This window comes from Pseudomonas sp. Yb2C2 (assembly GCF_052112325.1).
Classification (GTDB): Bacteria; Pseudomonadota; Gammaproteobacteria; order Pseudomonadales; family Pseudomonadaceae; genus Aquipseudomonas; species Aquipseudomonas marginalis.
Genome location: NZ_JAVAJK010000024.1, coordinates 41035 through 67544, shown reverse-complemented (window position 1 = coordinate 67544; position 26510 = coordinate 41035). Strand labels below are relative to the sequence as shown.

At 60.0% G+C, this 26510-nt stretch carries 19 protein-coding genes and 1 pseudogene; 14 read left to right on the top strand and 6 right to left on the bottom strand.

Going from position 1 to position 26510, the window contains the following annotated elements; all coding sequences use genetic code 11:
- The first annotated feature begins 64 nt into the window (after positions 1–64).
- The 10 genes from Q8X51_RS26725 to Q8X51_RS26680 all read left to right on the top strand — a co-directional run bounded on the left by Q8X51_RS26725 (position 65) and on the right by Q8X51_RS26680 (position 16574).
- Complete coding sequence (locus Q8X51_RS26725) at positions 65–970, top strand: AraC family transcriptional regulator (protein ID WP_027606399.1); 906 nt, start codon at positions 65–67, stop codon at positions 968–970.
- A gap of 146 nt (positions 971–1116) precedes the next feature.
- Positions 1117–7509 (top strand): hypothetical protein, encoded by a 6393-nt coding sequence (locus Q8X51_RS26720; RefSeq protein ID WP_407694827.1) that lies wholly within the window; start codon positions 1117–1119, stop codon positions 7507–7509.
- 274 nt (positions 7510–7783) lie between these two features.
- On the top strand, positions 7784–9094 hold the full coding sequence (locus tag Q8X51_RS26715) for an ABC transporter substrate-binding protein (protein ID WP_027606401.1): 1311 nt from the start codon (positions 7784–7786) through the stop codon (positions 9092–9094).
- A gap of 134 nt (positions 9095–9228) precedes the next feature.
- Positions 9229–10119, top strand: a complete 891-nt coding sequence (locus Q8X51_RS26710; RefSeq protein ID WP_051429369.1) for a carbohydrate ABC transporter permease — start codon at positions 9229–9231, stop codon at positions 10117–10119.
- Between the two features lie 10 nt (positions 10120–10129).
- On the top strand, positions 10130–10960 hold the full coding sequence (locus Q8X51_RS26705) for a carbohydrate ABC transporter permease (protein WP_027606403.1): 831 nt from the start codon (positions 10130–10132) through the stop codon (positions 10958–10960).
- A 37-nt stretch (positions 10961–10997) separates the two neighbouring features.
- Positions 10998–12101 carry an ABC transporter ATP-binding protein gene (locus Q8X51_RS26700; RefSeq protein WP_065948641.1) on the top strand — a complete coding sequence of 368 codons (1104 nt, stop codon included), beginning with the start codon at positions 10998–11000 and terminating at the stop codon, positions 12099–12101.
- 15 nt (positions 12102–12116) lie between these two features.
- A complete protein-coding gene (locus tag Q8X51_RS26695; protein WP_315871788.1) occupies positions 12117–13598 on the top strand; it encodes a mannitol dehydrogenase family protein in 1482 nt (493 codons plus the stop codon).
- 189 nt (positions 13599–13787) lie between these two features.
- Positions 13788–15269: a xylulokinase gene (gene xylB, locus Q8X51_RS26690; RefSeq protein WP_065927854.1), complete on the top strand. Its 1482-nt coding sequence runs from the start codon at positions 13788–13790 to the stop codon at positions 15267–15269.
- Positions 15270–15281: 12 nt separating this feature from the next.
- The gene (locus tag Q8X51_RS26685) at positions 15282–16220 is read left to right on the top strand and encodes a carbohydrate kinase family protein (protein WP_065927855.1); all 939 of its coding nucleotides are present in this window, start codon (positions 15282–15284) and stop codon (positions 16218–16220) included.
- 84 nt (positions 16221–16304) lie between these two features.
- On the top strand, positions 16305–16574 hold the full coding sequence (locus Q8X51_RS26680; protein ID WP_027606408.1) for a DUF2790 domain-containing protein: 270 nt from the start codon (positions 16305–16307) through the stop codon (positions 16572–16574).
- A 61-nt stretch (positions 16575–16635) separates the two neighbouring features.
- On the opposite strand, the gene Q8X51_RS26675 is transcribed toward Q8X51_RS26680, so the two are convergent.
- Both Q8X51_RS26675 and ilvA read right to left on the bottom strand, forming a co-directional pair.
- Entirely contained in the window at positions 16636–16905 is a 270-nt protein-coding gene (locus tag Q8X51_RS26675; protein WP_027606409.1) for a DUF1652 domain-containing protein, read from the bottom strand.
- A 232-nt stretch (positions 16906–17137) separates the two neighbouring features.
- Positions 17138–18160, bottom strand: coding sequence for a threonine ammonia-lyase, biosynthetic (gene ilvA / locus Q8X51_RS26670; protein WP_083244953.1), 1023 nt, complete (start codon positions 18158–18160; stop codon positions 17138–17140).
- Between the two features lie 249 nt (positions 18161–18409).
- Here ilvA and Q8X51_RS26665 point away from each other — a divergent pair, with 249 nt between their 5' ends.
- Positions 18410–18610, top strand: a complete 201-nt coding sequence (locus tag Q8X51_RS26665) for a ParD-like family protein (RefSeq protein WP_027606410.1) — start codon at positions 18410–18412, stop codon at positions 18608–18610.
- A complete protein-coding gene (gene map, locus Q8X51_RS26660; RefSeq protein WP_315871785.1) occupies positions 18610–19365 on the top strand; it encodes a type I methionyl aminopeptidase in 756 nt (251 codons plus the stop codon). Before Q8X51_RS26665 ends, map begins: the two co-directional genes overlap by 1 nt.
- Positions 19366–19962: 597 nt before the next feature.
- Here map and Q8X51_RS26655 read toward each other — a convergent pair.
- Positions 19963–21549 carry a RimK family protein gene (locus Q8X51_RS26655; RefSeq protein ID WP_065927857.1) on the bottom strand — a complete coding sequence of 529 codons (1587 nt, stop codon included), beginning with the start codon at positions 21547–21549 and terminating at the stop codon, positions 19963–19965.
- A 94-nt stretch (positions 21550–21643) separates the two neighbouring features.
- Between Q8X51_RS26655 and Q8X51_RS26650 the strand changes: the two are divergent.
- Positions 21644–22093: pseudogene (locus Q8X51_RS26650) on the top strand (GNAT family N-acetyltransferase); the annotation flags it as partial.
- Here the strand turns inward: Q8X51_RS26650 and sfnG are convergent.
- Positions 22089–23174: a dimethylsulfone monooxygenase SfnG gene (gene sfnG / locus Q8X51_RS26645; protein WP_074846458.1), complete on the bottom strand. Its 1086-nt coding sequence runs from the start codon at positions 23172–23174 to the stop codon at positions 22089–22091. The pseudogene Q8X51_RS26650 and the gene sfnG overlap by 5 nt on opposite strands.
- Before the next feature lie 267 nt (positions 23175–23441).
- Between sfnG and Q8X51_RS26640 the strand changes: the two genes are divergently transcribed.
- Complete coding sequence (locus tag Q8X51_RS26640) at positions 23442–24680, top strand: acyl-CoA dehydrogenase family protein (protein WP_074846456.1); 1239 nt, start codon at positions 23442–23444, stop codon at positions 24678–24680.
- Positions 24681–24831: 151 nt separating this feature from the next.
- On the opposite strand, the gene Q8X51_RS26635 is transcribed toward Q8X51_RS26640, so the two are convergent.
- Both Q8X51_RS26635 and Q8X51_RS26630 read right to left on the bottom strand, forming a co-directional pair.
- The gene (locus Q8X51_RS26635) at positions 24832–25617 is read right to left on the bottom strand and encodes a sulfite exporter TauE/SafE family protein (protein ID WP_027606416.1); all 786 of its coding nucleotides are present in this window, start codon (positions 25615–25617) and stop codon (positions 24832–24834) included.
- Between the two features lie 91 nt (positions 25618–25708).
- On the bottom strand, positions 25709–26479 hold the full coding sequence (locus Q8X51_RS26630; RefSeq protein WP_065927861.1) for a class I SAM-dependent methyltransferase: 771 nt from the start codon (positions 26477–26479) through the stop codon (positions 25709–25711).
- Positions 26480–26510 lie beyond the last annotated feature (31 nt).

Here is a 26510-nt window from a genome sequence, read left to right as displayed (position 1 = left end):
GCTGGCGAGGTCGTGCGCGAGGGGGCATTATCCCAAGCAGCAACCACAATAAAGCGACGGCAGCATGACCCGAGCAACGCGAATCACCGACCCTTCCTACGAGCTGATGGACGATCACAACGGCCTGTCCATCATCTATCGCCAGCATGGTTTCCCCTGCCCGCTGGTGCGCTGGCATTTCCACAAGGAATACGAGCTTCACCTGATCGTCGCCAGTTCCGGCAAGGTGTTTATTGGCGACTATATCGGCAACTTCTATCCGGAGAGCCTGTTCCTCACGGGGCCCAACCTGCCCCACAACTGGATCAGCCAGGTGGAGGAAGACGAAGTGGTGCCCAAGCGCGACATGCTGGTGAACTTCACCGATGAGCTGTTCGAGCAGGGCAGCCATATTTTTGCCGAGCTCAAGACCTTGACGCCCATGCTGGAACGCGCGCAGTCCGGCATTGAGTTTCGCTGCAAGAAAACCATCGCCCAGGCCATGACCCTGATGCAGCGTATCGAAGACGCCCGGGGCATGGCGCGCCTGGGGCACTTCTTTATCCTGCTGGAAGTGTTGAGTAGCTGTGAGGACTACCAGTTGCTGTCCGGCGTGACCACGCCGCAACTGGCGGATGAACATAGTATCGACCGCACCAACCGCGCGGTGGACTACATTTTCGCCCACTACGCGCGCGAGTTGCCCCTGGAGGAAGTGGCGGAACACCTGGGGATGAAGCCGACGTACTTTTCCCGGGTGTTCAAGCAGGCGACCGGGCGCACGTTTATCGAGTTTGTAAATCGGCTGCGCATCAGCAAGTCCTGCGAGCTTCTGGCCGATGGCGACAAGGCCGTGACGGATGTGTGTTTCGAGTCGGGTTTCAACAATATTTCCAACTTCAACCGGCGCTTTCAGCAGCTCAAGGGGATGACCCCCTCTCACTACCGCCGTTTGGCAGTTCAGCGTCTGACGGAACAAAACCTGGCCTGACCAATCCAGACAAAGACTTACAATCACTCAACTTTCTCACAGCCCTGCATAGGAACGCCCATCAGTCCCTTGGCCACGTATTGAAGTACCTCTCCGAATCTGTCGAGAGGCCGTGCTTATAAATACGTCGGTAAAAGGGCAGCCCCATGATCAGCATTCGTCCGTCACATATTGTCAGCGCCACGGCTACAAACGAGTCGAGTCGGCCCAAGACAACCGCGGGTTCAGTAACCTCTCAAGTCATTGAGTTTTTTCATAAGCGCCTGAAGAACATTCAAACGTTCCCTGCATCCGCGCAATCGAGTGATGGACTGGCGCCAGCCCACAAACGTATCGAGCAATTGCTCAGATTCGCCGTGACAAAGGAATACCCCAGCGTAGCCGAGCGCATCAGCCAGTTGATTAAAAGCAGTCATGAGCCACTGACGGACACAGCGCTGCGCAATCAGGTGGAGCAACACCTGAACCAGCCAAGCGCCCTCGACGCGCAAAAAACCTACGCTCAACTTCTTCAGGAAATACTCGACAGTTCGGCCTCCCACACTTCGAACACTCGCCCTGCCCCGTTGCGCTTACGCCGAGATCTGCAAGCCCCTGAACCGGCTTCCGCTACGCGCAATGCGGCGGTTCGCCAATTCACCGATGCCTTGATCGACAGCGGTGACCGGCAGTTGGCCATAGGTGTGGCCAATAGCTTGATGCGCCAACGGCTTGCCGTCGAGAAAGGTCACTCCAGCGATGCCGAGGACAAGGTGATCATCCCGGCCGACTCAACCTTCGGCCAAGCCTGGGCCGAACTGGCCGATGCGCTGTACTCGGAACCGTTCAAATCGTTTGCCGAAGCCAGGAAGATCGATGTTTCTGGATTGACGATCAACTCCAGGGGACAACTGACCGAAATGCGCGACAACGTGCCGGTCAACCTCTACCTGCATCGAGACGCGGACTGGGCAGCGGCGTCGGCCCAAGTGATGAGCGCAGCCAGAAAAGTCCTCGCGGGGAAACAAGGCGTTGTCATGTTTCGCGATAGGGAACACGCATCGGCTTACAACATAGCCTCGTTTTACGGCCTGCAACTGGGCGGCATACGCAGCGACGACACGCTGTTCAGCATCGGACAATTGCTGCGCGAGGGTACCTTCCCCGCCTTCAGCAGCACCGATCCGCACTACGCGACCGTTTACGCCCCGGTCAAACAGCGACAAAACGAAGCCAGTCAGCGGCTTATGAATTTACCGCCGGATCAGTTGATGCAACGCCTTGATAGGTTCACATCTTCAACTGCGGCACGAAAGGTCCAGGACGCCGATCGAACCCTGGCGCAGCAGTGCAGCCAGGCCGTGATGAGGCTCGCCCCTCAAGCCCGAGTCGAAGGCGAAGCATTCCCGCCGGTGCTCAAAGAGATTCCGGAGTATTCGACCTTCAACCAGGTGCGCAAAAACCTTCTGGATGCGCTGACCGGCAGTGCCTTTACAACCTTTGCACAAGAGCACAACGTTGAGCCCGGCAGCGTTCGTATCCACCCCGTCACCGGAGAGCTGACAGGCAAGGTAAATGGCAAGGATACCCCCTTCGTCCCGAACGATCTTTCGGGCTGGGGTGTTGTCTGGGCAGAAATTGCAGATGCAGTCCGGCAGATGGCGGCTGGAGCGGAGCAACCTGTTCGATACCCCTCCCCACCCTCTGCATCGCTGTATGAGGTCATGAGTTTTTACAACGAAGAGATCCCTCGCCAACAAAACGGCCAACAAGCCAACTGGCGTCAACGCGCGCTGATATCGCTGCTTGATCGAAGTACCGAGATGACCCGTAACAATGGCTTCAAGGCACTCATTGACCCCAGCACGGGCGACAACTCCTCTAAAGGTGTACGTGAGCGCCAATACGCCATCAGGCAACAGTGTGCCGACACGCCCGCGTCCCTCTCTAAACTTGAAACCCTGGCGGCGGCTGTCGAGCCCAGCTCCAGCGCGACAGTGGGCGGCGCACGGTCCCCGCAAGACGCCCTGGCCAGCGCCGAAAGCGCACTGGCCGCCGCTACGCATCGCGCAATGCGCGAGGTGAAAAACAACCCGACCCAAGCCTCGATGAAGATGATCGGACCGATCCCGGCCGCCAGCCTGTTCGGCCAATGGCGCAGCTACCTGGACAAAGCCATCAAGGCGCGCGGTTTCATCGAGTGGGCGGAGAAACACAAGGTTGATTTGACCTCCTTGCGCTTTGACCCCAATCGCGAGGCGCTGATCGGCAAAGTCAACGGCGTTGACCAGCGCTTCAGCGCCGCCGATTTTGCGAAAAACTACCCCGAGCATTTCGACGTGCTGGCGCCGGTGCTCAACGCCGCCAGGGTATTTGCGACGCCTGGAAGGCCGATCACGCTGTCTGACGCCAGCACCACTAACGCACCGCTGGAATGGGTAGGCCGTTTTTATGGCATCACTACGCACCCCCGCAGCCAGGCATTCGAACGCAGCATGACGCAGCTGGAAAGCATGAAGAAGTTCCCAAGGAACCCGGACCACCCGGAACAAATGGTGAATTGGCTGAACCAGCAAAAAACCGCATTGGGGGATAGCAATGATCGCTATGCACTGATCAGTCAGCTCAAGCACGGCAATATCGACAACGACGACACCACCCGTTTCATTGTCGATCCGGGCTCATCCCACCGCCCTAAAGGCGTGACGACCGTGCAGAAATTCCTCACGGATCAGGGCTGGTACGAGGCGAAGTCGGCAGCGCGGGTCGACAACCTGTTACAGGCTCTGCAGACTCCCCTGCCGCAAGCACCGACACTGGGTAATAACTGTGGGTTTCTGGCCTCGGCCCTCCCGCTGAGCAAGGCCCAACGCGAGGCCGTGAGTACCTTCGTAAAACAAGCCATCAGCCCCCATCCCAACCTCCTGAGCCACCTGAGTGCCCAAGTGCCCAAGCTCAGCAGCAGCCCTGCACAAGCACTGGACCAACTGCTGTCCAGTGACAGCGCCCTGGAACTGGCCACGAATCTGCAAACCGAGATGAAAGGTGCAGTCACTTCGACCAGTCTCAAGCAGTGGCTGCTGACCGCTTTGGTACTGGAGCTTGATCCCGAGGCCGGCACCTCACGCAATAGCCTCGCAGGCTTTGATCTGATGCATAAGGATAATTGGGGGTTGGGCACGGACAAGATTCGTGAGCTGTTCAACAACAACTTGACCACAAATCGAAAAATTCCGGCAAACCTTGCGCCAGTAGCCGCGCACCTGTTGATGACGGGCGCTGCGCCCCATCTGCTGGTTAACGATGTGCCATCGACCGTGACGCTGGGCTCGACCGATTGGGTCAGCTTTATGACCGCCGTCAATCGGATCGAACTGAATGCTCCCGGTGCCGCCTCGGGTATGACCTTCGGGCAAGTCATGAACCTTCACCGGATCAGCCCCATTTCCGAACGTGAATCCCAACTGCACTCTGTCGCCCAGATGAACCCGGTGTTGGATTGGGCCATCGTGAATGGCCATATCGTGAGAAATGACAAGGACGAATACACCCTTGAACAGCTCGCCAGCAGCCAGGAGAAGCTCAAAAAACAAAATGATGACATCTCCAGTGCCAGGCACTACTTGAGTAATTTCAACCCACCAAGCAGAAGGGAAATGGCCCTGTCAGAGCTGAGGGAAAAATGGGGTACCGATACCCACTATGAGCGTCCGTACCTCACTGAAATGGTTGGCCCGTTTGGAATGTTTTCCAATACTCGGGCAAGTATTGTCGACGTCTATGAAGCTGGCCGCCTGGGTGAAAGTTGGCGCTGGGAGTCAACGAGGGGGCCCGACTTCGATGCACTTCGCACGCGCGCCTCCGAGTTGCCTGACATCAACGCGAAATTCAATCAGGCATTTGAAGAAGACTTCGCCCTACGCAGGACCCACACCATTTCCCTGTTCAAAAACATGTTCAGCCAGCTACCGCTGGCGGACCGGGACATCGTCAACAATGGCTCTGCGACAATCCTGCAAGTGAAAGGCACCGGTAGTGGCATCCTGATGCAGTTCACCCATAAGGAGCAGTCCAGAACGTTCGCGATCTATCCAGCCTATGGAAAAATAGTGCCGGTCCCCAATATCGAACAGAGAGCACCTTACGGCCAAACCACCGAAGAAACCGTCGACACAGCCGCGTTTAAAACCAACGCCGAGCCAAAACCGGATATCAAATCCAAGGTCCTCATAACACGCCTTGATCAAAACAGCCTCGTCGACCCGGATCACTTTGCACACGGCAGGCGGCCCTTATATGCGGAGAACGACAAAACTGACCTTTCCAGCTACGACGGAACAAGAATACAGCACCTCGCCGAGGTGCTGGTTGACAGTGTGTACTTGAACAAGGCGGCTGCACTCGCTACGCAACGTGGGCTGAACAACGCTGTTGAAAACGGTTTGGAGCTCAGTGACTACTTCCAAAAAGGTTTGCGCTTCTTACCGGGAGGCTCGAGCCTCGTGGACATCTACCACGGTGAATATGCGGAGGCGGTAAAAGACCTGGGCGTTGATATCGCGATCTACGTATTTACCGAGGGCGTCGGCAAACTCTGCAATGTGGCCAAATCCGGCGCGGCCTGGGCGGCGGCCAAGGCCTCGGCGAAATTCGTCGAAAGGTTTGGGATCGAGGAAACAGAAAGCATTGTGCTCCAAGACCTGACTACCACCGGCGCCGAGAAGGCGTTCAGCTCAGTGAGCCAAATGCAGGGCGGCCAATATACAAAGCCAATTGGAGAGGCGTTTGTCCCGACTGCGGACATGGTTGATGGCACGGTGAGAAACGGCGATACCTCTGCACTTGTCAAACTCACGGCCATTTTCCAGGACGGCGAGTGGTATGCCTATAACCCCAAGACAATGGCGGCTGATGGGCCTGCGCTAAAAGGGTTCGTACCCGAAAGTAACCAACGCAACGTCAATGGCCTGTTTGACTTTTTTTCCAATGCCGAACCCGATCCGGACATGCCCGCCAGATTCGAGATGAACGTCGTGAACTCGCAGCTAAGAGATGAGCAAGCCTTTAAAGCCGGCTACAACAGCTTGAAACCGGAAACTATACCGGGCTACCGCAGCGACATGGGCAAAGACCGAATCAGACAACTGATTGCAGACACCCCGCTAAGCGCCCAACAAGTGGGAAGCCTGGTTCGGCAACGGGAAAGACTCATCATTGCCGATTCCCGCATCAACATTGAGACGTTCAATCGAGAAGTAGAGGGTGCGGGCGGAACCAGTCGTGGAATGTCCCAAGGCTATTATCTTGCCCTGACACAACCAGGCTCAGACGGTGAATGTGCTGCCCTGTCCAATACGATGGCGCTCGCGCTCTCGGAGGGCACCGAAAACACGTTGATCGATAACGTGCATATGGCCATGGCCAACCCGAAGTCCGCTGGCGGTTCAAAATTCATCTCAGAGCTGTCAGCGTTGCAAGCTAACGTAGACAGACAAAGCACCTTTCAAACCGGGACCTCAGGCGTCCTCACGCCCTACAAGGATATTGGCACAACACTGGGTAACGCCGAGACTTCGAAGACCTTGCTGATCGGCGCGAAAGATCATGGCATGCTCGCGGGGGTTAGGGTCGACCCCGCCGACGCCAGCAAAAAAAGCTGGTTTTATTACGATCCCAACTATGGTTTGGCGACATTCAATTCAGAAACATCAATGAAAGCCGGGCTGGAAAAAACACTGAACAGTGGCAAAGTCGGCAAAGGACTCAACCATTTTGGCAACGCATTCACGGGACCAAAATATAACGTCGGTGTCTTTGATATCAATGCGATGGCACAGCGCAGATTTGATATTGCCCGGGTTAGAGACCTGACCCGACCAATCAGCCTTGACACAACGCAAGCCGTCACCGACGCCCTGTATGGTCGAATCAGGCTGGGAGGCCCGATGGAAACGGTCAGGCCACTTGATGGCGAAATCCAGACATTTGTCGATACTTATGATGGAAAGCCCCGGCTCAATATTATCGGACACGCCCCTGAGCCAGAAAACCCAGGCGATCCGATAAAAATCGTCGGTGACAATGACGCACGCTATTCGGCCGCAGAGGTTAATCAAAAGCTGCTGGATCGAGGCGTAGACATTCGTGACTACGCCAATGTCCGGACATTGACCTGCTTCTCCGCAAGTGGCGGCACTGGTTCGTTCGCTGGCGAGTTGAATAAGCTAACGGGCGTCCCCGTAAAGGGATTTGAAGGTCCGGTAACGACCGAATGGATGGCAGGTACAGATCTGAATGAGCAATATCAACTGCTATTAAAGCGCGCCAGGACAAAGTACCCGAAATTCAAGCAAGAAGACATCGAGTGGATCGCGGAAAATGACCTGAATAAAATCTATCATAATAAATTCAGAGTCTTTACCGTTAGAAAGGACGTGGGCACTCTTGTCGAGGCCAATATGGGAACAACGAAAAAACCGGTATATGTCACGCTTCCAGTCGATTATCGACCTGTACGTTTCGGCCCCGCCAAAGCACCCAAGGAATCCGTCACGCTTTGACCGCTGAACCATTAGCATGATGAAAGAAGCGAGGGAAGCCAATGCAACGGTGCCCCCTCGCTGCTGCCGCGTGAATACGCGACACACCACGCTTGATGGTTTCAGCTGTTTACCTAACGAGTGCAAAAAAGTATCAGTCCAAGTGCTCCCAAGGATTTGTCACAACCCCGTTTGAAGGCTGTAATCAACGCACACTCTTCCTGACTCCCCGTAGGAAGACACAACAACAATAACTGTCCTTCCGTAGCCCCTGGGCGCGGAAATGGAGTGCGCGATGAAGTTCACAGCAAAAGCTCTGCTTGCCTGTACCTGTATGACCCTCAGCGCCGTCAGCCTTGGCGCGCAAACCCTGACCATTGCCACCGTCAACAACAGCGACATGATCCGCATGCAGAAGCTCTCGAAAACCTTCGAGGCCGAGCATCCGGAGATCAAGCTGAACTGGGTGGTGCTGGAAGAAAACGTGCTGCGCCAACGCCTGACCACTGACATTGCCACCCAGGGCGGGCAGTTCGATGTGTTGACCATCGGCATGTACGAAGCCGCACTCTGGGGCGCCAAGGGTTGGCTCGAACCGATGAAGGACCTGCCGGCGTCCTACGACCTCGACGACGTATTCCCTTCCGTGCGTGACGGTTTGTCGGTCAAGGGTTCGCTGTACGCCCTGCCGTTCTATGCGGAAAGCTCGATCACCTACTACCGCACCGACCTGTTCAAGGACGCCGGGCTGAGCATGCCCGAGCACCCGACCTGGAGCCAGATCGGCGAATTCGCGGCCAAACTCACCGACAAGAGCAAAGAGCAATACGGCCTGTGCCTGCGCGGCAAAGCCGGTTGGGGCGAGAACATGGCGCTGATCACCACCCTGGCCAACGGCTACGGTGCGCGCTGGTTCGATGAGAAGTGGCAGCCTGAATTCAACGGCCCCGAATGGAAGGACGCGCTGAACTTCTACGTCGACAACATGAAGAAATCCGGCCCGCCGGGTGCTTCCAGCAACGGTTTCAACGAAAACCTGGCGCTGTTCAACAGCGGCAAGTGCGCGATCTGGGTCGATGCCAGCGTCGCCGGCTCGTTCGTCACCGACAAGACCCAAAGCAAAGTGGCCGACCATGTGGGCTTCACCTTTGCCCCCCACGAAAAAACCGACAAGGGCACGTCGTGGCTGTACTCCTGGAGCCTGGCGATCCCGACCAGCTCCAAGGCCAAGGATGCCGCCAAGGTGTTCACCAGTTGGGCCACCTCCAAGGAATACGGTGCCTTGGTCGCCAAGACCGACGGCGTTGCCAACGTGCCGCCAGGTACCCGCAAGTCGACCTACAGCGACGAGTACATGAAGGCCGCGCCGTTCGCCAAGGTGACCCTGGAATCGCTGAAAGTCGCCGACCCGACCAAACCGACCCTCAAGCCGGTGCCGTATATCGGTATCCAGCTGGTGACCATTCCTGAGTTCCAGGCGATTGGGACCCAGGTCGGCAAGTTCTTCTCCGGCGCGCTGACCGGCCAGCAAACGGTCGATGCTGCACTGACCGCCGCGCAGACCACCACCGAGCGTGAAATGAAGCGGGCGGGTTACCCCAAGTAACCCCCGATCCTGTAGGAGCGAGCTTGCTCGCGAAAAAGGTACATCCGACGCCGCAAGGCGCCTGAAATACCTTCGCGAGCAAGCTCGCTCCTACAGGGGTTTTACGCACCTGTACCTGACTGGCCTTGACTATCATGAATACATCCGCCAAAAACCGCCTGGCCAACCCCGGCTGGTTCCTCGTCACGCCCTCGGTCGCCCTGCTGCTGCTGTGGATGATCGTGCCGCTGGGCATGACCCTGTACTTTTCGCTGATTCGCTACAACCTGCTCTACCCCGGCGAGAACCAATTCGTGGGGCTGGAGAACTTCACCTACTTCATCACTGACTCGGGTTTCCTGCCCGGCGCCACCAATACGTTGTTGCTGGTGGGCAGCGTGCTGCTGATCAGCGTGGTGTTCGGCGTGTTGATCAGTGCGCTGCTGGAGGCCAGTGAGTTCCTCGGGCGTGGCATCGTCCGGGTGCTGTTGATTTCGCCGTTCTTCATCATGCCCACCGTCGGTGCGCTGATCTGGAAGAACCTGATTTTCCACCCGGTGTCGGGGATTCTCGCCGCCGTGTGGAAGTTCTTCGGCGCCGAGCCGGTGGACTGGCTGGCGCACTACCCGTTGCTGTCGATCATCATCATTGTCTCGTGGCAATGGCTGCCGTTCGCCATCCTGCTGCTGATGACCGCCATGCAGTCCCTCGACCAGGAACAAAAGGAAGCCGCACGCCTGGACGGTGCCGGCGCCATCGCGATTTTCTGGCACCTGACCCTGCCCCACCTGGCCCGCCCGATTGCCGTGGTGGTGATGATCGAAACGATCTTCCTGCTCTCGGTATTCGCCGAAATCTTCACCACCACCAACGGTGGCCCCGGCTACGCCTCAACCAACCTCGCCTACCTGATCTACAACCAGGCATTGGTGCAGTTCGACGTGGGCATGGCCTCGGCCGGCGGCTTGATCGCCGTGGTCATCGCCAATATCGCGGCGATCATCCTGGTGCGGATGATCGGCAAAAACCTGACTGACAAGCCTTGAGGGCCGCGCCATGACGCTTCAACAATCCCGCCGCCTGCAAAGCCTGTTGCTCGGCACCCTGGCCTGGGCCATCGCGATCCTGATTTTCTTCCCGATCTTCTGGATGGTGCTGACCAGCTTCAAGACCGAAATCGACGCGTTCGCCACGCCGCCGCAGTTCATCTTCACGCCGACCCTGGAGAACTACCTGCACATCAACGAACGCAGCAACTACTTCAGCTATGCCTGGAACTCGGTGCTGATTTCATTCAGCGCCACCGCCCTGTGCCTGCTGATTTCGGTGCCGGCCGCCTACTCCATGGCGTTCTACGAAACCAAACGCACCAAGAGCACGCTGCTGTGGATGCTCTCCACCAAGATGCTGCCACCGGTGGGCGTGCTGATGCCGATCTACCTGCTGGCCAAGAGCTTTGGCCTGCTGGATACGCGCATCGCGCTGATCATCATCTACACCCTGATCAACCTGCCGATCGTGGTCTGGATGGTTTACACCTACTTCAAGGACATCCCCAAGGACATCCTCGAAGCCGCGCGCCTGGACGGCGCCACGCTGTGGCAGGAAATGGTCCGGGTGCTGCTGCCGATCGCCAAGGGCGGCCTGGCCTCCACGGTGCTGCTGTCGCTGATCCTGTGCTGGAACGAAGCCTTCTGGTCGTTGAACCTGACCTCGTCCAACGCAGCGCCGTTGACCGCACTGATCGCCTCCTACTCCAGCCCCGAAGGCTTGTTCTGGGCCAAATTGTCTGCCGTCTCGACCCTGGCCTGCGCGCCGATCCTGATCTTTGGCTGGATCAGCCAGAAACAGCTGGTGCGCGGTTTGTCCTTCGGCGCCGTGAAATAACGGTTTCCTATAAAAATTCAAAAAGGAGGCCCATCCCATGGCCAACCTGAAAATCAAGAATCTGCAAAAAGGCTTCGAAGGTTTCTCGATCATCAAGGGCATCGACCTGGAAGTGAACGACAAGGAATTCGTGGTCTTCGTCGGCCCCTCGGGCTGCGGTAAATCCACCCTGCTGCGCCTGATCGCCGGCCTCGAAGAAGTGAGCGAAGGCACCATCGAACTGGATGGCCGCGACATCACCGAAGTCACCCCGGCCAAGCGCGACCTGGCGATGGTGTTCCAGACCTATGCCCTGTACCCGCACATGAGCGTGCGCAAGAACATGTCATTTGCCCTGGACCTGGCCGGCGTCGACAAGCAGCTGGTGGAGAGCAAGGTCAACGAAGCGGCGCGCATCCTCGAACTGGGCCCGCTGCTGGAGCGCAAGCCCAAGCAACTCTCCGGTGGCCAGCGCCAGCGTGTGGCGATCGGCCGGGCGATTGTGCGCAACCCGAAGATCTTCCTGTTCGACGAGCCGTTGTCCAACCTCGACGCCGCCCTGCGCGTGCAGATGCGCCTGGAACTGGCGCGCCTGCACAAAGAGCTGCAAGCGACCATGATCTACGTGACCCATGACCAGGTTGAAGCCATGACCCTGGCCGACAAGGTGGTCGTGTTGAACAGCGGGCGTATCGAGCAGGTCGGCTCGCCGCTGGAGCTGTACCACCAGCCGGCCAACCTGTTTGTGGCGGGTTTTCTCGGCACGCCGAAAATGGGCTTCCTCAAGGGCAAGGTCACCCGCGTCGACGGCCAGGGCTGTGAGGTGCAGCTGGACGCCGGCACCCTGATCAGCCTGCCGCTGAGCGGCGCCAGCCTGAGCGTGGGCAGCGCGGTGACCCTGGGCATTCGTCCGGAGCACCTGGAAATTGCCGCGCCTGGGCAAACCGCCCTGACCGTCACCGCCGACGTCGGCGAGCGCCTGGGCAGCGACACCTTCTGCCACGTCATCACCTCGAACGGCGAGCCGCTGACCATGCGGATTCGCGGCGACATGGCCAGCCAGTATGGCGAAACGCTGCACCTGCACCTGGACCCGGCACACTGCCATCTGTTCGACACCGACGGTGTCGCCGTGGCCCGCCCACTGCGCGCCGCCGCCTGATTTGCGAGATTTGTGATGAAACTGAATAAACAGAACCTCACCCAGCTGGCGCCGGAAGTCAAACTGCCGGCCTACGCCATTGCGAGTACCTCCCAGGGTATCGCCCATATCGGCGTCGGCGGCTTCCATCGCGCGCACCAGGCGTATTACACCGATGCGCTGATGAATACCGGCGAGGGCCTGGACTGGAGCATCTGCGGCGTTGGCCTGCGCAGCGAGGACCGCAAGGCCCGCGATGACCTGGCCGGCCAGGACTACCTGTTCACCCTGTACGAACTGGGCGACACCGACGACACCGAAGTGCGCGTGATCGGCTCGATCAGCGACATGCTGCTGGCCGAAGACAGCGCCCAGGCATTGATCGATAAACTGGCCAGCCCCGAGATTCGCATCGTCTCGCTGACCATCACCGAAGGCGGCTACTGCATCGACGACAGCAACGGCGAGTTTATGGCCCACTTGCCGCAGATCCAGCACGACCTGGCTCATCCGTCGTCGCCAAAAACCGTGTTCGGCTTTATCTGCGCGGCATTGACCCAGCGCCGCGCGGCCGGCATCCCGGCGTTTACCGTGATGTCCTGCGATAACCTGCCCCACAATGGCGCTGTCACGCGCAAGGCACTGTTGGCGTTCGCCGCCCTGCACAATGCCGAGCTGCATGACTGGATCAAGGCCCATGTGAGCTTCCCGAACGCCATGGTCGACCGCATCACGCCGATGACCAGCACCGCCCACCGCCTGCAACTGCACGATGAACACGGCATCGACGATGCCTGGCCAGTTGTTTGCGAACCCTTTGTGCAGTGGGTACTGGAAGACAAATTCGTCAACGGCCGCCCGGCGTGGGAAAAGGTTGGCGTGCAGTTCACCGACGATGTGACACCCTATGAAGAGATGAAGATCGGCTTGCTCAACGGCAGCCACCTGGCCCTGACCTACCTGGGTTTTCTCAAGGGCTATCGGTTTGTGCACGAGACCATGAACGACCCGCTGTTCGTGGCCTACATGCGCGCCTACATGGACCTCGACGTCACGCCAAACCTCGCGCCGGTACCGGGCATCGACCTGACCGACTACAAGCAGACCCTGGTGGACCGCTTCTCCAACCAGGCGATTGCCGACCAGTTGGAACGGGTGTGTTCGGATGGCTCGTCGAAGTTTCCCAAGTTCACCGTGCCGACCATCAACCGCCTGATTGCCGACGGCCGTGAGACCGAGCGTGCAGCACTGGTCGTCGCGGCCTGGGCCTTGTATTTGAAGGGTGTGGATGAGAATGGCGTGAGCTACACAATCCCCGATCCGCGCGCCGAGTTCTGCCAGGGGCTGGTGAGTGACGATGCACTGATCAGCCAGCGGTTGCTGGCAGTGGAAGAGATTTTCGGTACGGCTATTCCCAACTCGCCTGAGTTTGTGGCAGCGTTCGAGAGGTGCTATGGGAGCCTGCGTGATAACGGCGTCACCACTACCCTGAAGCACCTCCTGAAGAAACCGGTTTAAATGTGGGAGGGGGCTAGCTGTGGTGCGGGCTTGCTGTGGTGAGCGGGCTTGCCCCGCGCCAGGCTGCGAAGCAGCCCACAAATCTGTGGTGAACCCGTCGGGGGACAAGCCCCACTCACCACAGCAAGCCCCCTCCCACACTGGACCGGGTTGCCAATCCAAAAAAATAACACCGCTGAGCACACCCTCATGACCCAGCAAAACCTGTTCCTCGGCATCGACTGCGGCACCCAAGGCACCAAGGCCATCGTCCTCGACGCGTCCAGCGGCAAGGTACTGGGCCTGGGCGCCGCCGCGCACACCCTGATCAGCGGCGCCAATGGCCGTCGCGAGCAGCACACCCAGGAATGGCTGGACGCCTTTACCGAAGCCACCCACCGCGCCTTGCAACAGGCCGGCGTGGACGGCCAGGACATCCTCGGCATCGGCGTGTCCGGCCAGCAGCACGGCCTGGTGTTGCTGGATGACAGCGGCCAGGTGCTGCGCCCGGCCAAGCTGTGGTGCGACACCGAAACCGCGCTGGAGAACGAGCGCCTGCTGGCCTACCTGGGCGGCGAAGGCGGCTCGCTGGAACGCCTGGGCGTGGCGATTGCGCCGGGCTACACCGTGTCGAAACTGCTGTGGACCCGCGAGCAGCACCCGGATGTGTTCGCGCGCATCGCCCATGTGCTGCTGCCCCACGACTACCTCAACTACTGGCTCACCGGCCGCGCGGTCGCGGAATACGGCGATGCCTCGGGCACCGGTTACTTCAACGTGCGCACCCGCGCCTGGGATATGGCGCTGCTCAAGCACATCGACCCCAGCGGCCGTCTCGAAGCTGCGCTGCCGACATTGATCGAAGCCGATCAAAGCGTAGGCACGATCCTGCCGGCCATCGCCGAACGCCTGGGCATCAACCCCAATGCCAGGGTGTCCAGCGGCGGCGGCGACAACATGATGGGTGCCATCGGCACGGGCAATATCGCCCCCGGCGTGATCACCATGAGCCTGGGCTCGTCCGGCACCGTGTATGCCTTCGCCGACCAGCCCAATGTCAGCCCGCAGGCGTCGGTCGCAACCTTCTGCTCGTCCAGCGGCGGCTGGCTGCCGTTGATCTGCACCATGAACCTGACCAACGCTACCGGGGTGATTCGCGAGTTGTTCGAGCTGGACCTCAACGCCTTCAACGCACTGGTCGAGCAAGCCCCGATTGGCGCCGATGGCGTCAGCATGCTGCCGTTCCTCAATGGCGAACGCGTACCCGCCCTGCCCCACGCCACCGGCAGCCTGCATGGGCTGACCATGACCAACCTGACCCGTGCCAACCTGTGCCGCGCGGTGGTCGAAGGCACCACCTTCGGCCTGCGCTACGGCCTCGATCTGCTACGCCACACCGGCCTGCAAAGCCAGAGCATCCGCCTGATCGGCGGCGGCTCGAAAAGCCCGGTGTGGCGGCAGATGGTCGCCGATATCATGAACACCGAAGTGATCTGCACCGAACAAAGCGAAGCCGCCGCCCTGGGCGCGGCGATCCAGGCGGCGTGGAGCCAGTCCGGAGAGTCCCTGGCCAGCCTGTGCGACAAATGCGTGAGCGTCGACCCGGCCAGCCGTACCCTGCCGGTGGCGGCCAATGTCGGCGCCTATCAACTGGCTTACGAACGCTATCAACAGCACGTGGCAACCCTTTAAGAGCGAACGACTATGTATCTGGTGTGTGGTGAAGCGCTGTTTGATTTTTTCAGCGAGGAAGATGCCAGCGGGCAGGCCTCCAAGGTCACTTACAAGGCGATTGCCGGTGGTTCACCGTTCAACGTCGCGGTGGGTTTGCGCCGCCTGGGCATTGAGGCCGGGTTGTTCGGCGGCCTGTCCAGCGACTTCCTCGGACGGCGCCTGTTGCAGGTGCTCAAGGATGAAGGCGTCAGCGAGCGGTTCCTGGTGGAGTTCGCCGCGCCGACCACCTTGTCGATGGTCGCCGTGGGCGCCGATGGCTCACCGCAGTACAACTTCCGTGGTGAAGGCTGCGCCGACCGACTGCTGGAAGTCGCGCATTTGCCGGTCCTCGGCGATGAGGTGCGCGGGCTGCATATCGGTTCGTTCTCCCTGGTGGTGCAACCGATCGGCGACACCCTGCTGAGCCTGGTCAAGCGCGAAAGCGGCAAGCGCCTGATCAGCCTCGACCCCAACGTGCGCCTTAATCCGCAGCCGGATATCCAACTGTGGCGCGACCGCGTCGCCGAGTTGGCCAAGCATGCCGACCTGATCAAGGTCAGCGACGAAGACCTGCACCTGCTCTACCCCGGCCAGTCGCCGGAAAGCGTGCTGCAGGGCTGGCTGCAACACCGTTGCCAGCTGGTGTTCCTCACCCGTGGCGGCGATGGCGCCAGTGTGTTCAGCCGTCAGCATGGCACCTGGTCGCAACCGGCACAGCGCGTGGTGATGGCGGATACCGTGGGTGCCGGGGATACCTTCCAGGCCGCGTTGATTGCCTGGCTGACCGAGCACCAGCTGGACTCGGTGCAAGGCCTGCAACAACTGACCCGCGTGCAGATCGACGCCATGCTCGGTTTTGCCATCCGCGCTGCGGCACTGACGTGCGGCAAGACCGGGCCGGACCTGCCGTATCGCCAGCAGCTTGGATGAAGGTTTTGTCAGCCAGGGCAAAATTAATCGATGGTTAATCCCGCAAGTCGAGAGTGAAATTCCACTCACTTGCGGAGCACCACCATGAAACTGCACACCTTAATGCTCGGCGGCGCCTTGGCGCTGGCGGCAGTGTCGGGCCTGGCCCAGGCTGACGATCAAACCCAGGCGGTCAACCCCGTGCCTTATCATTACGGCATGCCGATGAACATTGCCAAGGTCCTGGCCATGAACGAAACCCCAACCGGCGACTGTAAAGTCATTGATGCGGATATCAAGTTCCTGGACAAGGCGGGCAAAGTGGAAGACGTGAGCTACCGGAAGATGTCCGAAGCCTGCGATTTCCAGAATTGATGGGCAAACATACACAGCATTGGGCCTGGCATTTACCAGGCCCACCGTTCATAACCAACGATCAGTAGTAACCGCGCCCTCCAGCCCGCTGCTGGACAGGTGCATGGCTGTGCTTGAGGTCTTCACGCAACCCGGTAATGAGGTTGCAAATAGCTCGACTGCTGTCGAGTTTGTCAGCATTGATACCTTTGACCTCCAAATCCACCCGGTCACGGTCGCGGTCGTCATAGACCTTGATCGTCAGCGAAGCATCTTCGGCTTTGGTGCATTCGCACCGTTTAGGCAGGAAACTTCCTTCAATAATGCTGCGAAGTTCTAATTCCGAAAGCATGGCCAACCTCTCCTTTTTTGAGACTGCCAATCGATTGTTATAGGTCTGCAGGCCCGTGCCTGCCACGTCTCGCCAGCCCTGGAAGACGCTTACCTTTACCAGCCTACTCGGCAAATTCCATTTTTGTTGTAACTTTTCTTCATAAGCAATGTAGGAATTTATATAGCTTAGGTCACCCCAGTTAAATCATCGTCGAACCGCTTCGATTAATCGTTTAACCCCACGCTTCGAATTAAACTGCAGCTTGTGCCGCCACTCTTTCAGCAACATATCGCAAACTATCAAAGTTGATATTTGCGCCTGAATTAACTGCGACCAAGGTCTGCCCACTCACCCCACGACTGGCCACGTACTTGCGAACCCCCGCCACCGCCAACGCACCGGAAGGCTCGGTGATGGAACGCGTATCGTCATAGATCAACTTCATTGCGCTGCACAGTTCGTCATTGCTGACGGTGATCACCTCGTCGACCCAATCGCGGCAGATCTCAAAGCCATAGGCGCCGATCTGCGCGACTGCGGTGCCATCGGCGAACCCGTCGACACTTGGCAACACCACCCGTTCCCCGGCCTGCAGTGCGGCGAGCAGGCAACTGGAGCCTTCGGGCTCGACCCCGATGATGCGCACTTCGGGCCGCAGGTATTTGACGTAGGCCGCAATGCCGGCGATCAGGCCGCCGCCGCCCACGGGCACGAAGATCGCGTCCAACGGGCCTTGTTGCTGGCGCAGGATTTCCATGGCCACCGTGCCCTGGCCGGCGATCACCTCCGGGTCATCGAAGGGCGAGACGAAGGTGCAGCCGGACATCTCGGCCAGTTGCAGCGCATGGGCCAGGGCAAACGGGAAGCTCTCGCCGTGCAGCACCGCTTCGGCGCCCCGGGAGCGCACGCCCAGCACCTTCAATTCCGGCGTACTGCACGGCATCACGATCCGCGCCTGGAGCCCCAGCGTCTTCGCCGCCAGTGCCACGCCTTGCGCATGGTTACCCGCCGACGCCGTCACCACACCGCGCGCTTTCTGCTCGCCGGTAAGCTGCACCAGCTTGTTGTAGGCGCCGCGAATCTTGAAGGAAAAGGTCGGTTGCAGGTCTTCACGCTTGAGCAGCACCTGGTTGCCGAGCATTGCCGAGAGTGCCGGTGCGGCTTGCAGGGGCGTCCGCACCGCGAGGTCATAGACCGGCGCGGCGAGGATCTTTTTCACATAGTGTTCAAGCAATGCCGTATCAGCGGTAGACGGGGCGGGGCACGTGCTCATGGGGTGTCTCCTGGTTTTTAAAGGCCCTGGAGACGGAACAAACAAAACCCGCCTCTAAGGCGGGTTGGGGTGCAGCCGTGTGCTATCCCGCCAAATGAGGAATGGCGGTAATAATGCTTGGCTGGCTGCGGAAGGCTGGGTAGGTCATGCCTGGAAATTAACCGGCCATCCGGATCAAGTCAACGTCATGTTTACTGACGACACACGAAACATATACGATTCGTATATCCTACCACTACAGTGAACCTCATGGGCATCGTCAAGATCAGCGACCAACTGCACGAACAACTGCGCCTGGCAAGTGCGGCCATGGACCGTTCCATCAACGCCCAGGCCGAGTTCTGGATCAAGGTCGGCCTGCTCGCCGAACTCAATCCCAGCCTGCCCTACCACGAGCTGATCAACAAACTGTTGCTGGACAAGCCCGACCTGATCCGGGGGCGCAGCTGATGATCAAGACCGCCGCCCAACTGGCTGTGATGCGCGAGTCCGGACGCCTGCTGGCCCAAGTGTTCGACATGCTCGACGGGTTTGTCGCCGCCGGCCGTTCCACCCTGGAACTGGACAGCGCCGTCGAAGCCTTTATCCGCAACGAATTGAAAGCCCGCCCTGCCAGCCTCGGGCAATACGACTACCCCTTCTCCATCAACACCTCGATCAACGAGGTGGTGTGCCATGGCATGCCCAGCGCCAAGGAAATCCTCAAGGACGGCGACATCGTCAACATCGACATCACCCTGGAAAAAGGCGGCTTTATCGCCGACTCCAGCAAGATGTACATGATCGGCACCGTCGCGCCCAAGGCGCGGCGCCTGGTGGATATGACATTCGAGGCCATGTGGGCCGGGATCCGCCAGGTCAAGCCCGGCGCACGCCTGGGGGATATCGGCCATGCGATCCAGAGCCATGCACAGGCCAATGGCTACAGCGTGGTGCGTGAATACTGCGGCCATGGCATCGGCAAGCAGATGCATGAAGAGCCGCAGATCCTGCACTTCGGCCGCCCTGGCACCGGGCTGGAACTGCGTGAAGGCATGGTGTTCACCATCGAACCGATGCTCAACCAGGGCGGCGCCAAGGTGCGCAGCCTGAAAGACGGCTGGACGGTGGTGACCAAGGACAACAGCCTGTCGGCGCAGTGGGAACATACGGTGGCAGTGACGGCGGATGGCTTTGAAGTCCTTACCCTGCAAACCCGCCCTTGATTCACCCACCGCCGTAGATACCGCCTTATGCAACACCGCGCAAATCCGTAGCAGCTGTGGAGCCCCGGCGAGGCTGCGTTGGCCGCGACTCGATCCTGAATCGGCAGCGCGCCCGACGCAGCCTCGCTTGCGCTCGGCAGCTGCTACGGGGGTGTGGCCTTGACGTGATTGGCGTTCGTAGCAGCTGTCGAGCCCCGGCGAGGCTGCGTCGGCCGCGACTCGGTCCTGAATCGGCAGCGCGCCCGACGCAGCCTCGCTTGCGCTCGGCAGCTGCTACGGGGGTGGGGCCGTGAGGTGATTGGCGTTCGTAGCAGCTGTCGAGCCCCGGCGAGGCTGCGTTGGCCGCGACTCGGTCCTGAGTCGGCAGCGCGCCTGACGCAGCCTCGCTTGCGCTCGGCAGCTGCTACGGGGGGGAGGCCTTGACGTGATTGGCGTTCGTAGCAGCTGTCGAGCCCCGGCGAGGCTGCGTTGGCCGCGACTCGGTCCTGATTCGGCAGCGCGACCGACGCAGCCTCGCTTACGCTCGGCAGTTGCTACGGATGTGCGCGGTTGGCTACGCGGCGCGACTTTAAACACCTGTGGCATGCACTCAGCCACTCACCAGACCTGGCCCTGGCGTTTCAACTCCAGGCGCCGCACAAACTCTTCCAGCACCAGGCTGTACAGGTCGTCCTGCAAGTAGGCGTCTTCGATGCCGGCATCCAGGTTGGGGTTGTCGTTGACCTCAATCACCACCACCTTGTCGCCGGACTGCTTGAGGTCCACACCGTAGAGGCCGTCGCCGATCAGGTTGGCGGTCTTCACCGCCAGTTCCACCACCGCCCTGGGCGCTTCATGGACAGCCAGGGTGCGGCATTCGCCGTTGATGGCCTGGCCAATGGCCTTGTGGTTATAGATCTGCCAATGGCCCTTGGACATGAAGTATTGGCAGGCGAAGATCGGCTTGCGGTTGAGTACGCCGATGCGCCAGTCGTACTCGGTGTAAAAGAATTCCTGGGCCAGCAGCAGCACCGAATGCTCGAACAACTCGGCAGTGGCCTTGAGCAAGGCTTCCTGGCTTTCGACCTTGATCACGCCACGGGAGAAACACCCGTCGGGAATCTTCAACACCAGCGGAAACCCGAGGCGCTCGCCGACCCGCTCGAAGTCCTGCGGTCGTTCCTTGTAGAGAATCTCGGTGGCAGGCATACCTAACTGATGGCTGTTGAGCAGGTCGGTAAGGTAGACCTTGTTGGTACAACGCAGGATCGATGCCGGGTCGTCCATCACCACCAGGCCTTCGCTTTCGGCTTTTTTGGCAAAGCGGTAGGTATGGTTGTCGACACTGGTGGTCTCGCGGATCAGCAAGGCGTCGTATTCGGCCAGGCGCGCGTAGTCCTTGCGCTCGATCAGCTCCACATCGATGCCCAGTCCCTTGCCCACGCGGATGAAATTCTCCAAGGCACGGGCGTTGGACGGTGGCAACTGCTCCTGTGGATCGTGCAGGATCGCCAGGTCGTAACGGGCTAGGCGCCGCGAACGAGGTTGGCGCCAGATCTTGCGGCTGAAGTTATCGAGGGCGTGGGCGAATTGATCTTCCTGGTCGTCTCGTAACTTGTGCAATACGCCGGACTTGACCCCTACGATATGCCAACCGTTATGTTTTCTGAACTCAACTAACAAGATCGGACATGGGAATGTTTCAAACAACTGACGGGCCAATTCCTGCAACGGTTCTATATTGGTCCTGCCGAAGTAAAGTGTCAGGGTAAACCCTTCGGTATTACTGTAGAGGTGATGACTCAAGGCTTTATCAAGGGTTTTATCCAAGTCATCCAGCGCCAGGCCGTACAGCGACTTTTTAGTCAGCTCACTGATGGTGCGCACCGAAGGAATCACCTTGTGTCCGCGCGCTTCGGCCAGCAACGAGCAGTAGTAGCCGTGCCCCAGGTACTTGTAGCTGCGGCACAGGTTGATCACCTGCACCCGCTTGCCTGACTCGTTCTGCCGGGTTTGCTCCAGGTACTCCTGGGCGGTGACGATGTCTTCGCTGGGAAAGTAGGAGGCCCAATCTTCCTTGCGTTCAACAATGATCACCACTTGACTGTTACTTCGAGGCGGCGCAGAAAAAAAGCCCTTCGATGTTATTGTCGCCGCGACGATTTGCTCGGATACTTCACGCCAATGACCTTGTACCGCCGACATAATATTTGATCCGCTTTAGAGAACTCGACCTTTTCTATTAAGCACGATCTTTTAGGGAAGTCCCGTTTCGTTACGCAACTTTTACGGCGGTTATATGGCTCTTTTCTCTCGCATTGCATTACCCGGCGATATACCGGCATTAGTCGCATTGGAGCACCCGTGTTTCACCACCGACCGGCTCTCATCGCGCAGTTTTCACTGGATGATCAGCCGCGCCCACGGCCAGTTGCTGGTGGCGGAACAGGACGGGCAGTTGCTCGGTTATGCGCTGGTGCTGTTTCGTCGTGGCAGCGTGTTCGCGCGCCTGTATTCCATCGCCATTGCCGAGCACGCACGCAGCCTCGGGCTGGGCAAGCAGTTGCTCAGCCATGTCGAGGCCTGCGCGGTGACGCACGGTTGCACCCACCTGCGCCTGGAGGTACGCACCGACAACCCCCGCGCCCTGGCGCTGTATGAACGCAACGGCTACCGGCGTTTCGCCCAGGTCAACGACTACTACGCAGACCACACCCCGGCCCTGCGCCTGGAGAAAACCTTGGTCAGGCCACCTGCTTGATCCCGGCCTTGGCTTCCAGCTCGCGCACCAGCGGCAACACGCGCTTGCCGAAGTACTCCACTTCTTCCTGGAAGTGCAGGAAGCCCGCCAGCACCAGGTCCACGCCCACCGCCTTGAGCGCGACGATGCGCTCGGCAATCTGCTGCGGGGTGCCGATCAGGTTGGTCTTGAAGCCATCGTTGTACTGCACCAGGTCTTCAAAGCTGGACTTGGCCCAGTTGCCCTCGCCTTCGGGTGATGCCTTGCCGGCCTGCCTGGCCGCGTCGCCAAAGGCGTTCACGGCCTCCGGGTCGGCCTTGTCGATGATCTCTGCGAGCACGGCGCGGGCTTCTTCCTCGGTGTCGCGGGCGATGATGAACGCATTCACGCCGACCTTGACCGAATGGTTGTTCGCGGCAGCCTTGGCGCGAATGTCATCGACCTGGGCCTTGATGCCTTCCGGGGTGTTGCCGTTGGTGAAGTACCAGTCCGACACGCGCGCCGCCATGTCTCGCGCGGCTCGCGAACTGCCGCCCTGGAACACTTCCGGCTGGCCCAGGGGCTTGGGCTTGAGGGTGTAGTTGTTGAAACGGTAGAAGTCGCCCTTGAAAGTAAAGTCGTCCTGGGTCCAGATGCCTTTGAGGGCGCGGATGAATTCTTCGGAACGGCGATAGCGCTCGTCGTGCTCCAGCCAGTGTTCGCCGATGGCCTGGAACTCGCCCTTGAACCAGCCACTGACGATGTTCACCGCAATGCGGCCATTGGTGAGCTGGTCGATGGTCGCCAGTTGCTTGGCCGCCAGCGCCGGTTGCCACGGGCCGGGCAGGATCGCGGCGATAACCTTGAGCTTGGTGGTCGCGGCCAGCAAGGCATGGCTGAACGCCACGGACTCATGCTGGTTTTCCGCGCCGTAGCCGGCGGTGAAGCGGATCTGGGTCAGGCCGTATTCGAAGCCGGCTTTCTCGGCCAATTGCGCCAGTTTGCGGTTGTAGTCGATGCCCCAGTGGGTGCGTTGTTCGATCTTGCTGACCACCAGCCCACCGCTGACGTTGGGCACCCAATAGGCAAATTTCACGGCTTGCTGACTCATCGAACGGTACCTCGCATAAAGGAATGTACCGAGGTGTGGAGCAGCAAGCGTGCCAGGCGGAGGCAAACGCCCGCGCCACAAGGGGTGCGACATGTATTCAGGGCTGGGAGGCGTTGAATGCCGATGTCAGGGATTGCGACGGTTTGTCGATTTGCTGTTGCCAGGGCAACAGTAGACAGCATGCATCCCCCGTAAACATTGGCCCTGGCACCCGGCACGGACTGTGCAATCACTCCCTGAACCGATCACTGCCCCGGAGCCCTGCTCATGACCGAACACCACGTTATCAACCCGTTGTCTGTCGGCGTCGACTACCCCACGCTGGCGGCGCGCTTTCGCCCGATTTTCCAGCGCATCGCCGCTGGCGCAGTGGAGCGCGAACAAACCCGCGCCCTGCCCCACGAGCCGATCCAGTGGCTCAAGGAAGCCGGCTTCGGCGCGGTGCGGGTGCCGGTGGAATATGGCGGTGGCGGTGCTTCGCTGCCGCAGTTGTTCGAACTGCTGATCGAACTGGCCGAGGCCGACTCCAACGTGCCCCAGGCCCTGCGCGGGCATTTCGCCTTTGCCGAAGACCGCCTGAATGCGCCGCCCAGTGCCGGCCGCGACCTGTGGTTCAAACGCTTTGTCGACGGCGACATCGTCGGCTGCGCCTGGACCGAAATCGGCACCGTGGCCATTGGCGACGTTGTCACCAAGGTCAGCCCGGACGGCGAGCAGTGGAAACTCAACGGTGAAAAGTTCTACAGCACCGGCAGTATTTTCTCCGACTGGATCGACGTGTACGCCCAGCGCAGCGACACCGGCGGCGATGTGATCGCCGCCACCCGCGCGCGCCAGCCCGGCGTGGAACACAGCGATGACTGGGACGGCTTTGGCCAGCGCACCACCGGCAGCGGCACCTCGCGCTTTACCGATGCGGTGGTGGAGGCGGAAAACGTCATCGATTTCGCGACCCGCTTCAAATACCAGACCGCGTTCTACCAACTTGTCCTGCTGGCCAGCCTCGCCGGTATCGGCCGTGCCGCATTGCGCGATGTGGCCCACCAGGTGCGCAGCCGCAAGCGCATCTACAGCCATGGCAATGCCCAGCACGTCAGCCAGGATGCCCAGATCCAGCAGGTGGTGGGCGAAGTCGCCGCCCTGGTCTACGCCGCCGAAGCCAGCGCGCTGAGGGCTGCGGTACCGGCACAGCGGGCGTACCTGGCGCGTTTCGGTGGGGATGAGGGGGTCGAGCGCGAAGCCAACGTGGCCGCCGAAATCGAGTCAGCCACGGCGCAGGTGGTGGTGTCGGAACTGATCCAGCGCGCCACCAGTGAGTTGTTCAACGCACTGGGGGCCTCGGATGTGCGCCAGGGCAAGTCCCTCGACCGCCATTGGCGCAATGCGCGGACCGTGTCGTCGCACAACCCGGTGATCTACAAGGCGCGGATCGTGGGGGACTGGGTGATCAATGGCACCGAGCCGCCGTTTGTGTGGCAGATCGGCAATGGCCCGGCGAAAGCCTGAATCAAGGTTGGTCACAGTCAAAATGTGGGAGGGGGCTTGCTCCCGATGGCGGTTTGTCAGTCGCCTCATCAGTTGACTGATCCACCGCTATCGGGAGCAAGCCCCCTCCCACATTTGGCCCCTGCCTGTGTAGTTGAATCCCGTGTGCGCCTCAAAAGGCCAATTTGTAGCCGATGGTCATCAACATGATCGCCAGGCACGGGCGCAATACGCCGTCCGGGACCTTGCCGGTCATGTGGCTGCCGAAGTAAATGCCCGGCAGCGACCCCATCAGCAGGAAGCCCAGCAGGTGCCAGTCCATATTGCCCATGCCGGCATGGCCCAGGCCCGCCACCAGGGTCAGGGGCACGGCGTGGGCGATCTCGGTGCCGACCAGGCGGCGCGTGGCCAGGAACGGATAGAGGATAAACAGCGCGACCGTACCGAGGGCGCCGGCGCCGATGGAGGTGAGCGCAACCATGGTCCCCAGCACCGCACCGGTCACCACGGTCAGGGCATTCAGGTTGCGCGGGTTCATATGGTAGTGATCGCCGGCGTGGCGCTGGGCGAACGCCAGCAGGCGTTGCTTGAACAGGATCGCCAGGGCGGTCAGCAGCAGCACCACGCCGAGGGCCTGCTTGATCACCGCGTTCATGGCGCTGGGGTCGGTGTGCAGGCTGGCGAGGAACCACAGGGTCAGCAACACCGCAGGCACGCTGCCCAGGGTCAGCCAGCCGGTGATGGTCCAGTCGATGTTCTTGTTCTTGCTGTGGACCAGCACGCCACCGGATTTGGTGATGGCCGCGTACAGCAGATCAGTGCCCACGGCCGTGGCCGGGTTGATGCCGAACCACAACAGGATCGGGGTCATCAAGGAGCCCCCGCCGACACCGGTCATGCCGACGATAAAACCAACGATCAGGCCCGCAATTACAAAACCAAAGTTACCCACTTCCATCAACGCTACCCGCGGCCTTATAAATTTCTGGCCGCAGGATAGCGATTTTTCTTATAACGACTTATATCAATATGATCTGACTTTATGCCTTTTATGGCAGTCGACGACAGACATACGCCTGGGTCTGATAAGGAAACGCCACCGTGTCGCGGCCCTTCAGGGCTGGATGGCTGGCGATCAAGCCACGCAACTGCTCGGTCACGAGGGCTTTTTCAGCCTCGGGCAACGCAGCAATAAAGCTCACGGAGAGGAAGCGATCCATGATCACTTCCTGTGGGCTGCCGACGTGGCTATAGGGGAAACAGGTCATTTCGGGGACTGAAAAGTACTTGCCGTCGAAGGCTTCACGCCAGCGTCCGGAGTGAAAACGCGGGGTGTCACCCTCGTAGGGCGTGATGATCGCGGTGATCGCCGCCACCCAGTCCACCGACTCATCGCGCACATTCCACACCAGCCCGAGGCGCCCTTCGGGCTTGAGCACGCGGTGGATTTCCGCCAGCGCGGCCTGGGTGGAGAACCAGTGAAAGGCTTGCGCGCAGACCACCGCGTCGGCGCTGGCGGTTTCCAGGGGGATGGCTTCGGCGGTGCCGTTGACCAGGCGCACATCCGGCAACAGCCGGGTCAACTGCGCACCCATGGCCTGCACCGGTTCGACGGCGATCAACGTCGGCGCCAGGGTGCTGAGCAGGCGCGTGAACTTGCCGGTGCCGGCGCCCAGGTCGATCACCCGTGAGTGCCCATCGACGCCGAGCACATCCGTGAGCCAACCGGTGAGCTGCCTGGGATAATTCGGCCGGCCTTGGGCGTAAGTGACGGCCTGGGTAGAGAAACCTTGTTGAGCAGACGTGTGGACACCAGTCATTGCCAATCTCTCCTCGGGTAAAGCGGGGGCA